Source organism: Sutcliffiella horikoshii (assembly GCF_020524325.1).
GTDB classification, from domain to species: domain Bacteria; phylum Bacillota; class Bacilli; order Bacillales; family Bacillaceae_I; genus Sutcliffiella_A; species Sutcliffiella_A horikoshii_D.
The window spans coordinates 126,021-138,611 of the sequence record NZ_JAIVKY010000007.1; the positions used below are offsets into that span (position 1 = coordinate 126,021).

The following is a 12,591-nucleotide window of genomic DNA, read 5'->3' on the forward strand; positions in this document are numbered from 1 at the left end:
TTGACTCCCCTCACACAATATGTAAAGATTAGAAGACAAGAAGCTTGAAAGGATTGTTACTATGCCAAAAACTGTCGTCCTTGCAGAGAAACCCTCTGTAGGTAGAGATATAGCAAGAGTATTGAAATGTACGAAAAAAGGAAATGGATTTTTTGAAGGGGACAAGTACATCGTAACGTGGGCGCTTGGTCACCTCGTCACCCTTGCAGATCCAGAAGCCTACGACGCAAAATTTAAAGCGTGGAAGCTGGAAGATTTGCCGATGCTTCCGAACGAAACGAAGCTTGTCGTCATCAAGAATACGAGCAAACAGTATAGCGCGGTAAAAGCTCAGCTCACCCGCAAGGATGTAAAGGATATTGTCATCGCTACTGATGCAGGTCGTGAGGGAGAGCTTGTTGCCAGATGGATTTTGGAGAAAGCCCGCATTCAAAAACCAGTAAAGCGACTTTGGATTTCCTCTGTCACAGACCGCGCTATAAAAGAGGGCTTTGCAAAGCTTCGTGATGGAAAAGAATACGAAAACCTCTATTACTCTGCCGTTGCCCGCGCCGAAGCGGATTGGGTAGTGGGGATGAACGCGACTCGCGCGCTTACCACTAAGCACAATGCCCAGCTGTCATGCGGAAGAGTCCAGACTCCTACCCTTGCCATGATTGCCAAACGGGAAGAAGAAATCAGAAGCTTTGTTCCAAAAGAATACTACGGAATGAAAGCCATCACAGAAAAAGGATTCCAGCTGGTGTGGCAGGACGCTAAAACGAAAGAACGAAGAAACTTCAACAAAACTGCAATGGAAAGCTTGCACAGCAAGGTAAAGAACCAGGATGCAAAGATAACCGACATAAATAAAACAGAGAAGAAAAGCTATGCTCCTGCACTTTACGACCTGACCGAATTACAGCGCGATGCCAACCGCATTTTTGGCTATTCTGCAAAAGAGACGTTATCAATCTTGCAGCGCCTATACGAACAACACAAAATCGTTACGTATCCAAGAACGGATTCCAGATACATTTCCACTGATATGGTGGATACATTAAAAGAGCGTGTGGAAGCGATTCGTGCACACTCTTACAAGCCAATTGCTTCTAAGCTGCTAACGAAACCGATCAAAGCGAACAAGTCGTTTGTGAATAATGAAAAAGTGACGGATCACCATGCGATCATACCGACAGAGGAAGCGGTCTTGTTAAGCAAGCTTTCCGACAAGGAGTACAAAATTTACGACCTGATTGTGAAACGTTTCTTGGCCGTTCTTTTACCGCCTTTCCTATATGAACAGACAAATATCACTGCTGCAATTGGAACAGAACAGTTTGTGGCAAAAGGGAAAACGGTCATCTCCCAAGGCTGGAAGGAAGTTTTCAGTTCCATGGAGGAACAGGAGGATGGAAGTGACAGTCTTACAGATCAGCTGTTGCCAAGCTTAAATAAAGGCGACGTTTTGCCGGTCAAAAAAGTTGAACTGACATCTGGTAAAACAAAACCACCTGAACCTTTTAACGAAGGTACATTGCTTTCTGCGATGGAGAACCCTGCAAAGTACATGGAACAAACGGATCAGAAGCTTGTGAAAACACTGGGTGAAACAGGCGGGATTGGCACGGTTGCCACAAGAGCGGATATTATTGAGAAGCTTTTCAACAGTTTTCTGATGGAAAAGCGCGGTAAAGGGCTGCATATTACCTCTAAAGGGAAACAGTTGCTGAACCTTGCTCCAGAGGATTTAAAGTCCCCAGCCTTGACCGGTGAATGGGAGCAAAAGCTTGGCATGATTGCAAAAGGACAGCTGAAAAAAGCAGCCTTCATCAATGAAATGAAAGCTTATGCGAAACAGATTGTTCATGAAATAAAAAATACCGATCAAAAGTTCAAGCATGACAATATCACAGGTAAACGTTGCCCGGACTGCGACAAGCCGATGCTTGAAGTGAACGGAAAAAAAGGCAAGATGCTCGTTTGTCAAGACAGAGAATGCGGTCATCGTAAAAATGTCTCTAAAGTGACCAATGCGCGTTGCCCGAAATGCCGTAAGAAGCTGGAGTTGCGCGGAGAAGGAGAAGGGCAAATGTTCGCTTGCGTTTGCGGACACCGCGAGAAATTAAGCACCTTCCAGGAACGCCGCAAGAACAACTCTAACCAGAAAGCATCCAAGCGCGATGTGAATCAGTATTTGAAAAAGCAGAATAATGATGAACCGGTGAATACCGCACTTGCGGATGCATTGGCGAAATTGAAGTTGAAATAATGGTTAAGGCCGCACTCTCTGGATGGGAGTGCGGCTCTTTTTCAAGTTTAAAGCAGGATATCGAGAAAAACCGGAATATATCAAGAAAAATTTCAGGATATCAAGAAATCTAAAAATATATCAAGAAATTTCAAGTTTTATCGAGAAAAATTGAGTTATATCAAGAAATGGCACCTCTCGCGCCTTCGCCAGGCTAGGCTTTCACCCATACAACCCCTGCCGCATAGGCTAAATGGAATTGCAATTGTAAGATAACCTACCATTGAAAGGGTGTTAGATCTTGGCAGGGAAAATTTTAAACTATTATGCTGGTGGAAATACAGCGCGTGGATTTTATAGTCTTTATGAATCGAACATAGAAGGATTGGACCGCATCTTTATTTTAAAAGGCGGGCCAGGGACAGGGAAATCATCGCTAATCAAAAAGATCGGGAAAGTCTGGAACGAAAAAGGGTATGACATTGAACTGCTTCATTGTTCATCTGACACAAGCTCGGTGGACGGGGTGGTCATCCGTGCGCTTGGCATTGGAATTGTGGATGGAACGGCGCCGCATGTTATTGAACCGAAAGCACCGGGGGCAGTGGAGGAATACGTGAACTTAGGAGAGGCGTGGGACTCCAAGTTACTTGCGGAACAAAAAGCAGAAATACAACAATTAGCGACCAAAAAGAAGGAAGCATTCCAGACTGCTTACCAAACCTTTGCGAGAGCCCTGAAAATACATGACGATTGGGAAAGATACTATATTCATAATATGAATTTTGAAGCGGCAAATAAGCTGACACAGGACCTTGTGGAGCAATTGTTCCAAGGTAAGACTTTAGATAAAAAAGCGGATGTCAGACATCGTTTCCTTGGTGCAGCGACTCCTGCAGGAGCAAAAGATTTCGTTCCAAACCTGACAGAAGGGCTCACAAATCGTTATTTTATAAAAGGCCGTCCTGGATCAGGGAAATCCACCATGCTGAAAAAGCTCGCTAAAGCTTCTGAAGAAAAAGGATTTGACGTAGAAGTATATCATTGCGGATTTGATCCATATAGTCTTGATATGATTATTTGCAGAGAGCTTGGTTTTGCCATTTTTGACAGCACAGCACCACATGAATATTTCCCAGAACGCGAAGGAGATTCCATCGTGGATATGTACGATATTACGATTCGCACCGGGACAGATGAACGGTATGAAAGAGAAATTGCTCTTGTAAAAGACCGCTATACAGAAGCGATGCAGGAGGCCATTGGGAAATTGGCAGAAGCAAAAAGCTGGCACGGCAGCCTAGAAGAGATCTATGTGAAGGCAATGGATTACAAGGTAGTGGATGAGTGGACAAAGAAAATCCAAGCAGAAATTGAAGCCATTGCTGCTACGAAATAATCACACAAAAAAGGTGAACAGCACCTAAATGCCGTTCACCTTTTTACATTTTCCCAGGAAATACGTCAAAACTCGACTATATTTCCACAGTTACTTCTACTCCATAATGGTCTGAGACAACTTCTCTATTTTGCCCGTTAAAGACCACTTTAGAAGAAGTCGCCGAAACAGGGGAGCTTGCTAGGATCAAATCAATCCGCAAATCCTGTTTGTTTTCATCCCAACCAGCAATCTTTCCTTCCACCGTCACTCCTGAATCCTTTTCAGAAGCCAGTAAATACGTATCGTGCAGCCTTGCTGTAGAAGTCAGATATTCATAACCTTCTCCTTTAATATGGGCGCTATTATTAAAATCCCCCATTAGGAAGTAAGGGTCTTTGCCCTGTACCTTTTCAAGAAGCTGTTCCATCTGATACTTTGCAGGTTCCTCTTCATCACTCCACCAACCTAGGTGACATGTATAAAAGGACATCTCCTCACCATGCACTTCAGCGGTCACACCGACAATTTTTCGTGTTTTCCAAAAGTCAGTGTCCGTACTTTTAGAAACAAAGAAGGAATGTGTCTTTTTGATAGGATGGCGAGTCAAGATGGCAAGGCCTTCCTCGTACGTATCATATCCCATATGGGCGAAGTCCCAGACCAACTCGTAGTCTGACACTCCAAGCTTCTCAAGCTCTTGCTGTAAAACAAGGCCGAAGTTGTTTTGCTTAACGTTCCCTTTGACTACTTCGGCATCGATGCTTTGACTAACCTCTTGAAGAGCGATGACATCGTATGCTTGTTCCTTAATGGCTCTCGCGATATGCTGTATCTTTTCCATTTGGTTCTCTTCCTGCCAAGAGTGGCAGTTAAGGGTTAGTAGATTCATCGTTTATTACGCTCCCAACAAGTCTTGAATATCAGATTTGATTACATCTGCTTTTGGTCCGTAGATTGCCTGTACACCGCGGTCTTTCACGATTAGTCCAAGCGCACCTTTTTCTTTCCAAGCAGCTTCATTTGCAACTTTTTCTCTATCTTTTACTGTAACACGCAGACGAGTCATACATGCATCCACGTCTTCGATATTTTGTGCTCCACCAAGTAAGTCGATGATTGCAGGTGCCAAAGAATCTGCTTGTACACTTGCAGCTGCACCGTTACCAGCGCCTTCTTCTTGCTCGATATAGTTTCCGTTACGACCCGGAGTAGGGAAGTTGAATTTCTTGATCATGAAGTTCGCTACCGCAAAGTTCAATCCGAAGAATACTAAACATGCAATCACAAAGTTCACTAGATCTAACCATAAACCAGCTTTTACAATCATCGGTGTACGAGTCAATAACTCAATTACCCCAAATGCATGAACACGGATATCAATAATATCAACAATGGCGAAAGCAAGTCCTGTCATAATCGCATAGATTACATATAACACAGGAGCAGCAAACATAAACATGAATTCGATTGGCTCTGTAACACCAGTTAAGAATACTGCAAGTCCAGCAGAGAAGAACATAGACTTATACTTTTTACGCTTATCCTTGTCCACATTGCGATACATTGCATAAGCAATACCAATTAGTGCCGCACAAGAAAGAATCATTTGTCCTACTTTAAAACGGGCAGGTACTACTTCACGTAGAAGTGCTTCATAAGACTCAGTGTCACCAGCTGCCAAGAAGTTGTTCAAGTCAGCAATCCAAGCTAACCATAATGGATCTTGTCCTGCTACAACGGATCCAGCGCTGCCGCCAGTTAAAATAGTGTAAGTTCCACCAAGAGACGTGTAGTTCATTGGTACCGTTAACATATGATGCAATCCGAAAGGCAATAATAGACGCTCTAACGCACCGAAAATGAATGGTGCAACGATTGGCGCACTGTCTCTAGAAGAAGCTATCCATACACCGAAATCGTTTAACAATCCTTGAATGAACGGCCAAATAACACTAAGCGCAATACCTGCGATAACAGAACCACCAATTACAACGAATGGTACAAAACGTTTACCGTTAAAGAATGATAAGGAATCCGGTAATTTACTATAGTTATAAAATTTATTGAAAAGGTTAGCACCAAGGAAACCGGCAATGATACCAACGAATACTCCCATGTTTAATGCAGGAGCACCCAACACAGTAGTAAAGTAGTCACCTACAACAAGTTCTTGTCCAAAAAGAGTGGTGAAAGTAGCTTCAGGGTCTGCCACCATAGCGTTGTTAACACCGAAGATTGCACCAGTGATACGGTTAATAAGAACGAATGCGATCAATGCTGCAAAAGCACCTCCTGCACGCTCTTTCGCCCAAGATCCACCAATGGCAACTGCGAATAATACATGCAAGTTGGTGATGATTCCCCAACCGATATCTTCCATTACTCTTGCAATCGTTTGCACAAGAGCGATGTCTCCACCAGTCATGCCGACCAACTTACCAAGAGAAATCATAATACCAGCAGCAGGCATAACTGCAACCACTACTAATAAAGCTTTACCGAATTTCTGCCAGAAATCAAAAGACAAAAAGTTCTTCATTTTTAACAGCCTTCTTTCTATAAAAGTTCTATTTTTTGTTGAAAACGAATTCATTTTAATGTAAAACTGTGCACGCTTGGTGCAACCGTTTGCATTTTCCTATTGTATGGGATGTTAAGAAACAATGCAAGTAGAAAATATTATTTTAATAAATTTTTAACAAACAAAAAAGAGATGTAAGAATAAATAGAAGAATGCAACTTTAGGTGGAGGTATATACAGGTTATGTAAAAACGAGTACACTGTTTTCGTAATGTTTGAAGAAAAGGAGACTTAATATGAAAAAGTGGATTTTCTCTATGGTACTTGTTTTAGTGGTTGTGCTATCTGCATGCACAGAAGAAGCGAACAATGTGAACACTTCTGATTCCAAACAGGTTCCTGCTGACCAGAGTGGGGAGACGGTAACCGTCCTTATGAATATACAGATGGAAATGATTCAAACCATCCGCAAGCACCTTGAACCTGTCACATCTTATGAAATGTCAGAAGGCGCAGGAGATCTTGAGGCAGCGGTAGAAGCTAGCAATCGTATTGCTAACGAACTTCGTGGGATTGAGATCCCGGAGAACTTGGATTCTAGCCTTCAGGCTGACATAAAAGATTCCATCGAATTATTGGCTTTATATTTTGAAGAACGTGCGGCAGCAATGTCTGAGGGTTCGAATGGTGAAGAAGTGGCAACTGCTTTGGAGAACTTTCATCAGAAAATAGGAGAGACGTTTGAAGCAGAAGGTCTGCATGCTCCTAATTTTGAAAAGGATGTACAATAATAGATTTAAGTAGACGCCTTCCTGGTTTTGGGGGGCGTTTTTTCTATGCGTTTTTTCTATGGGGTAATTACGGGGACTTTGGGTAAATGGAGGAGTTATGGTCGGGATGAAGACCTCAGTGGGAGGATTCCATGCTCGGGAGTGTCTTCATAAGGCGGATGAAGACCTCAGTGGGAGGATTTCCGGCTGGGAAGTGTCTTCATAAGGTGTATGAAGACCTCAGTGGGAGGATTTCAGGTTTGGAAGTGTCTTCATAGTGCGGATGAAGACCTCAGTGGGAGGATTTCCGGCTGGGAAGTGTCTTCATAAGGCGAATGAAGACCTCAGTGGGAGGATTTCAGGTTCGGAAGTGTCTTCATAGTGCGGATGAAGACCTCAGTGGGAGGATTTCCGGCTGGGAAGTGTCTTCATAAGGCGAATGAAGACCACCGTGAAAAGTTTTTACGCTCGAAAGTGTCTTCATCCCCACCCCATCCACCCCAATCTCCCGAATAAATCCATAACCATCAGTTCATTATTCCTCCACCAGCTAATAAGCTAATAATACAACAAGAGTATTTAGCCATCCGAAACACTTGTCCATTCCCAAGTTTCGTGATAGGATTAGTGCAAATAATAATAATTGAATAGTAAGTTTTCTTATCAAGAGAGGTGGAGGGACTGGCCCTGCGAAGCCCGGCAACCATACAGGACAGATTAACTGTATAGGTGCTAATTCCAGCAAGACAAACGTTCTTGGAAGATAAGTGGATGTTACGGGCTTGTACTCAAACTTCTTCTTATCGAAGGAGTTTTTTTGTTTGTCTACATACACAAACATTGAAGGGGGAAGCGTGAGATGAAGTTTGGATTTTGGTTGCCGATATTCGGCGGTTGGTTGCGAAATGTGGAGGACGAACAAATGCCCCCGACTTTTGAGTATGCAAAAAAAGTGATTCAGCAGGCGGAAAAGCTTGGGTATGACACAACTTTGATTGCAGAGCTATTCTTAAATGATATTAAAGGACCGAAAGAGGATACTCTTGAGGCTTGGTCTACTGCTGCAGCTTTGGCAGCCGTAACCGAAAAAATAGAAATTATGACGGCGATTCGGCCTGGATTTCATAACCCTGCTATTGCGGCAAAAGCAACCGCAAACATCGATCATATCAGCAACGGCCGTTTCACCCTCAATGTCGTATCGGCGTGGTGGGAAGAGGAGGCCCGTCAATATGGCGGGATCTTTACCGAACATGACGAACGATATGACCGCACGAAGGAGTTTATCGATGTTCTTAAAGGCTTATGGACAGAGGACTCTTTTAGCTATGACGGGAAGTACTACCAGCAGAAAGAGACAAAACTCCATCCTAAACCGGTGCAACGGCCAAACCCTATCCTTTATGCAGGAGGCGAGAGTCCGAAAGGTAAGGAAGTTATCTCCTCGCACTGTGATGCCTATGTCATGCACGGGGGCACAGTGGAGGAAGTGGCGGCTAAGATCAACGATATGAAACAAAAGCGAGCCAAGACTTCCAATCCTCCTTTTCAATCCTTTGGGATGGCTGCTTATGTCATTTGCAGGGATACAGAAGAGGAAGCGCAAGCGGAACTTGCCCGGATCACAGCTGTTAAAGAATCCGATGCGTATGCTGGGTTTAAGGACTTCACTAGCAAATCACAACTCGAACAACAAATACAATTACAGGACTACTCTGTATCAAATAGGGGATTGCGTCCCAATTTGATAGGCACGCCAGAGCAAATTGCTACAAGAATACAAGAATTTGAGAAAGCGGGAGTGGACTTATTGTTATTACAATTTTCTCCGCAGCTTGAAGAAATGGAGCGCTTCGCCAAAAAGGTGATGCCGCTTGTAAACACACAGACAGAAGAGCTTGCCCAATCATAAGATTAAGCAGCGAATACATTAGCATATATGCACAAACTGGAGGCAAACAACGTGGAAAAAATCTATATTATTCATGAAAATAAAGAGTGGACAACACATTTAACTACTAGATTGGAAGAGTTGGGATTGCCATATGAAGAATGGCATTTAGACGAAGGAGTAGTGCCTTTGACAGAAGAACCACCAGAAGGCGTATTTTATAACAGAATGAGCGCGTCCTCCCATACGCGGGACCACCGCTTTGCACCTGAGCTAACAGGAGCGGTACTGGCATGGCTCGAACATCATGGACGGAAAGTGCTCAATGGAAGTCGCGCTCTTCAGTTGGAATTAAGCAAGGTTAATCAGTATACTGCCCTTGAAAAAGCTGGAGTAAAGACACCAAAAACCATTGCGGCTGTAGGTAAGGAACATATTTTGCAGGCGGCAAAAAGGATAGGCTCCACATCCTTCATTACTAAACATAATCGTGCTGGAAAAGGACTTGGTGTCCAACTATTTCACTCCACTGCTTCCCTTGAAGAATATCTCTATGGACCTGATTTTGAAGAGCCGGTAGATGGAATCACGCTTATCCAAGATTACATTCAGGCCCCGGAACCGTTTATTACTCGTTGTGAGTTCATTGGTGGGAAATTCATGTATGCCGTTCAGGTTGATACGTCAGAAGGCTTTGAGCTGTGCCCGGCCGATGCCTGCCAAATCGGTGACCTATTTTGCCCGGTAGGAGAAGAAGTTGAGGAAAAGCCGAAGTTCCGTATCGTGGAGGGCTTTGCGGACCCAATCATCGAAAAATATGAAAAGTTCCTACAAGAAAACGAAATCCAAGTGGCCGGTATTGAATTTATCCGCAACAGTCAAGGAGAAATCTTCACCTATGATGTCAACACCAACACGAATTATAACGCAGATGCTGAAAAAGTTGCCGGGAAATACGGCATGCTGGAGCTTGCGCATCTATTAGGAAAAGAGCTAGAAGCTGTAACAGAAAAACAAGAAGTTTACTAAAGTGGTTTTGTTAATAAAATGAGTGAATTGGAGCGGAAGGCACTCGACTCCAGCGGGGGGAACGGTAGGTTGAGACCCCTGAAGCGTTGTGAGGAGGCTCAAGCACCGTCCCGCGGAAAGCGAGTGCCTGCAGCGAAAAGGAACGGCATTAGTAAGTAAATACATTAAACAAAAAAAGCTATCCATAAGTCCCCACAGGACCCAATGGATAGCTTTTTACATTCTAATATTAAAAGAAAAATACATGCGCCATCAGCGCAATAACTGGTAACGTAATCAACGTACGTAAAAGGTAAATCACGAACATCTCCCAAAGCGATACAGGAACTTTAGAACCTAAGATAACGCCCCCAACCTCAGAAAGATAGATCAGCTGTGTTACAGATACTGCCGCAACCACAAAACGAGTTAACTCACTCTGAATATCTGAAGCTAAAAGAGCTGGCAGGAACATGTCCGCAAAACCAACAATAAGGGATTCAGATGCTTTAGCCGCTTCTGGAATTTGCAATAACTCTAACAACGGAATGAACGGCATTCCAAGATACACGAAAAGGTCTGTGTTTTCAGCAAGGATTAAGGCAATAGTACCGAATGCCATAACTATCGGCGCTACACCCATCCACATATCAAGGACATTTTTTCCACCGTCACGGAAGAACTTTCCTGCGCTCTTATTTTTAGCGGCACGTTCTACTGCTTGAGTATAACCCCACTTTAACGGAGAATAGCCGGAAGGAATCAATTCTTTTTCATCCTGCTCTTCGCCGTTATAATACGTATCTGCCTTTCTGGATAAAGGAGGGATACGTGGCATGATGATGGCTGCTACAAGACCAGCCACCCCAATCGTGATGTAAAATGGAATGAACATGGACCCAAGCTTTACCTGAGTAATAACAACAAGGCTAAATGTAATCGAAACGATAGAGAAAGTAGTAGCAATAACCGCTGCTTCTCTTTTCGTATAATAACCGTCTTCATACTGTTTACTAGTTAGTAGGACCCCGATGGTTCCATCCCCAAGCCATGATGCTAAGGCATCGATGGAAGATCGACCTGGAAGTTTAAATAACGGACGCATGATTTTTGTCAATAATGCGCCAAATAACTCCAACAGTCCAAAGTTTAATAACAACGGCAAAAATAATCCGGCAAAAAGGAATACGGTAAATAGCACGGGTAGCAAATCGTACAGAATAACAGAACCTGTAACGTCACTCCATACTGCCTCTGGACCAAGTTCAAATAGGGTCATAATGGCCAGTACCATCGCTAGCACTCTTACAACCGTCCAGAAAATAGATACGTTCAATAACGTGTTAAAGAATCCTGGCTCTTTTGTAAACGCGGGCTTTATTAGTTTTGTCACTACCGTTGCGATGGCAGTGACGGTGATGACACCTGTCATAATGTAGGGGATGCTATTACCTAAAAGGTCTCCTAGTAACCCAGCTAATATGGCAATGGGTATCGTTAACTCGTCATTGTACATGACGGGAAACATGAATAATAAAATACCAATAATAGAAGGTATGATGAATTTTAATTTATCTGCTGTTCTAAAAGATGAATGGTTTTTCAATATAATAATCTCCTTATGCGTAAATATGCAACGTTAGTTATTTTAATACATTTCTCGAACTTTTCAAAGGTAGTTACTGGAATTATGTATGATCTTTCACTTGGATACCCCGAAAAAAGTATTGTCAAACCTGCATAATAGGCTTAATTAGCAAAATCCAGAATCTCTAATTCTTTATTTTTTCTAAGGTCAATAAAGTGGTCATCTACTTTAATAATAGGTAGATGCGGTTCATCGGCATGTATGAAAATAATTTCCGCAAGCTTGCCGTTATTAAGCACCACTTCCTCGCGAAGATGATTGGAAAGAACATATCGGACAAACGGATAGACGATGGCTGGATTCAATCTATTGTAATTTGCCTCTTGAATAAGGATTTTAGTAGTAGTAAAGATATTTTGCTTTGGTCGATAGCTTCTTTCTGAGGAGAGGGCATCATACATATCCGCAACAGATAGAATCTGAACAAAGTAGGGTATCTTCGAATGCTTGATTCCTGTTGGATAACCGCTTCCATCAAGTCGTTCATGATGGAGCAACGCACCTTGCAATATATGTGGATCTATCGTCCGATTCTTTTTAAGCAAATCATATCCGTAGGTGGTATGCTTTTGTATTTCCAACCATTCTTTTTCCGTTAAGCGGCCTGGCTTTTGCAAAATACCTTTGTCGATAAGTAGCTTTCCGACGTCGTGGAACACTCCCATTTGACCGAGCAAGCTGATGCTGCTTTTATCGAGTCCTTGGAGCTTACCGATTAAAGAGGAGTAGATTCCGACATTTAAACTGTGGGTATAGGTGTAATTGTCATAGCTTTTTACTTGTTCTATGTATCGGGTGAAAACCGGATCGTCCACAAGCTTATCAATTAGAGGCGTCAACATTCCTTGTATTTCCTCTATTGGAGGCAAGGGTTCCCCTTCAAGACTGGCGAATATGGATTGGAAAGTATGGATGCTCGATTCGTACATATTTTTAACATGCTGAAAATACTCTTTGGACAAATGGTGGGGCTCGTCTAAAATAAAGGCCTGGTCAAAGTAGTAGGCATGCTTTTGCAGGCTTTCCACATGATTTGCATTCAGGACCGTCCCTTTTTTTAATAAAAGATTCCCCGACAAAGAGTAAATATCATTTTTTAGAATTTTGCCAATATGATTGGAGGAAATTTTCATAAAGTTCAA

Annotated in this window: 9 protein-coding genes and 1 riboswitch; of the genes, 5 read left to right on the top strand and 4 right to left on the bottom strand. The window is 42.9% G+C overall.

What is annotated here, in order from left to right:
• The first annotated feature begins 61 nt into the window (after window positions 1-61).
• Complete coding sequence (locus LC091_RS09580; protein WP_226681805.1) at window positions 62-2,251, top strand: DNA topoisomerase III; 2,190 nt, start codon at window positions 62-64, stop codon at window positions 2,249-2,251.
• A 280-nt stretch (window positions 2,252-2,531) separates the two neighbouring features.
• Window positions 2,532-3,629, top strand: coding sequence for a PRK06851 family protein (locus LC091_RS09585; protein ID WP_226681806.1), 1,098 nt, complete (start codon window positions 2,532-2,534; stop codon window positions 3,627-3,629).
• A gap of 76 nt (window positions 3,630-3,705) precedes the next feature.
• Here the strand turns inward: LC091_RS09585 and LC091_RS09590 are convergent, their stop codons facing one another.
• Together LC091_RS09590 and LC091_RS09595 are read right to left on the bottom strand one after the other, a co-directional pair.
• Window positions 3,706-4,500: an endonuclease/exonuclease/phosphatase family protein gene (locus LC091_RS09590; RefSeq protein WP_226681807.1), complete on the bottom strand. Its 795-nt coding sequence runs from the start codon at window positions 4,498-4,500 to the stop codon at window positions 3,706-3,708.
• A gap of 6 nt (window positions 4,501-4,506) precedes the next feature.
• Window positions 4,507-6,150 carry a PTS transporter subunit IIBC gene (locus tag LC091_RS09595; RefSeq protein ID WP_226681808.1) on the bottom strand — a complete coding sequence of 548 codons (1,644 nt, stop codon included), beginning with the start codon at window positions 6,148-6,150 and terminating at the stop codon, window positions 4,507-4,509.
• Between the two features lie 278 nt (window positions 6,151-6,428).
• Here LC091_RS09595 and LC091_RS09600 point away from each other — a divergent pair, with 278 nt between their 5' ends.
• The 3 genes from LC091_RS09600 (at window position 6,429) to LC091_RS09610 (ending at window position 9,822) form a co-directional block, all read left to right on the top strand.
• Window positions 6,429-6,923, top strand: coding sequence for a hypothetical protein (locus LC091_RS09600; protein WP_226681809.1), 495 nt, complete (start codon window positions 6,429-6,431; stop codon window positions 6,921-6,923).
• 636 nt (window positions 6,924-7,559) lie between these two features.
• Window positions 7,560-7,672: riboswitch (SAM riboswitch) on the top strand.
• An 89-nt stretch (window positions 7,673-7,761) separates the two neighbouring features.
• Window positions 7,762-8,814 carry an LLM class flavin-dependent oxidoreductase gene (locus LC091_RS09605; RefSeq protein WP_226681810.1) on the top strand — a complete coding sequence of 351 codons (1,053 nt, stop codon included), beginning with the start codon at window positions 7,762-7,764 and terminating at the stop codon, window positions 8,812-8,814.
• A gap of 51 nt (window positions 8,815-8,865) precedes the next feature.
• The gene (locus tag LC091_RS09610) at window positions 8,866-9,822 is read left to right on the top strand and encodes an ATP-grasp domain-containing protein (protein WP_226681811.1); all 957 of its coding nucleotides are present in this window, start codon (window positions 8,866-8,868) and stop codon (window positions 9,820-9,822) included.
• Between the two features lie 229 nt (window positions 9,823-10,051).
• Here LC091_RS09610 and LC091_RS09615 read toward each other — a convergent pair whose 3' ends face one another.
• Together LC091_RS09615 and LC091_RS09620 are read right to left on the bottom strand one after the other, a co-directional pair.
• Complete coding sequence (locus LC091_RS09615) at window positions 10,052-11,407, bottom strand: YjiH family protein (RefSeq protein WP_226681812.1); 1,356 nt, start codon at window positions 11,405-11,407, stop codon at window positions 10,052-10,054.
• Window positions 11,408-11,550: 143 nt separating this feature from the next.
• Complete coding sequence (locus LC091_RS09620; protein ID WP_226682386.1) at window positions 11,551-12,582, bottom strand: HD-GYP domain-containing protein; 1,032 nt, start codon at window positions 12,580-12,582, stop codon at window positions 11,551-11,553.
• Between the last annotated feature and the right edge of the window lie 9 nt (window positions 12,583-12,591).

Coding starts and splice junctions, on each gene's coding strand:
- LC091_RS09595 (WP_226681808.1), bottom strand. CDS start 6,150: ATGAAGAACTTTTTGTCTTTTGATTTCTGGCAGAAATTCGGTAAAGCT.
- LC091_RS09600 (WP_226681809.1), top strand. CDS start 6,429: ATGAAAAAGTGGATTTTCTCTATGGTACTTGTTTTAGTGGTTGTGCTA.
- LC091_RS09620 (WP_226682386.1), bottom strand. CDS start 12,582: ATGAAAATTTCCTCCAATCATATTGGCAAAATTCTAAAAAATGATATT.
- LC091_RS09580 (WP_226681805.1), top strand. CDS start 62: ATGCCAAAAACTGTCGTCCTTGCAGAGAAACCCTCTGTAGGTAGAGAT.
- LC091_RS09590 (WP_226681807.1), bottom strand. CDS start 4,500: ATGAATCTACTAACCCTTAACTGCCACTCTTGGCAGGAAGAGAACCAA.
- LC091_RS09605 (WP_226681810.1), top strand. CDS start 7,762: ATGAAGTTTGGATTTTGGTTGCCGATATTCGGCGGTTGGTTGCGAAAT.